Origin of the sequence: Sphingobacterium sp. UBA5670 (assembly GCF_002420705.1) — a bacterium.
In the GTDB taxonomy this organism is placed as follows: domain Bacteria; phylum Bacteroidota; class Bacteroidia; order Sphingobacteriales; family Sphingobacteriaceae; genus Sphingobacterium.
In genome coordinates, this window is sequence record NZ_DIIM01000004.1 from 190420 (window position 1) to 190868 (window position 449).

At 37.2% G+C, this 449-nt stretch carries 1 protein-coding gene; it reads right to left on the minus strand.

Going from position 1 to position 449, the window contains the following annotated elements:
* Window positions 1-242 precede the first annotated feature (242 nt).
* On the minus strand, window positions 243-449 hold a 207-nt coding region (locus tag B3C94_RS05500; RefSeq protein ID WP_293900237.1), incomplete at its 5' end, for a hypothetical protein.

Here is a 449-nt window from a genome sequence, read left to right on the forward strand (position 1 = left end):
ATAAATTGTTGTTTAGTGCAGGTTAGAACAGCTGTTGATTAAACTTACCAGCCTCGATAGAACTTGACGGATCTGGGAAACTGAGGCTGGATAAGCTTAACCTGATGATGATTTTAAAATTCCATAATTTTATCGGGATAAAGTTAGAAGATCAAAACCACAAAATGCTTTTCATTTTTATTCCATCGCTATACAATTTCAACTCATTGTAAGAATCCATAGAATTTATATTAGCAAATGGGCTAAACCTTCAGTTTTAAAATATAATCCGCCAGCTCAACGGTATGGCTTCCTTCGCCTTTTCCAAAAAGCTGCTTCAGATCCGAACTTACAATTTTTGCCTTGCCATCCAGTTCTTTTTTTCGTTTTAGGATCTCCCTGCGAAAATTCGAAAGGCTGTTATCCAGTTCATGGACCAGGCGTAATTCTTCATATTCCGGATCCGTTTC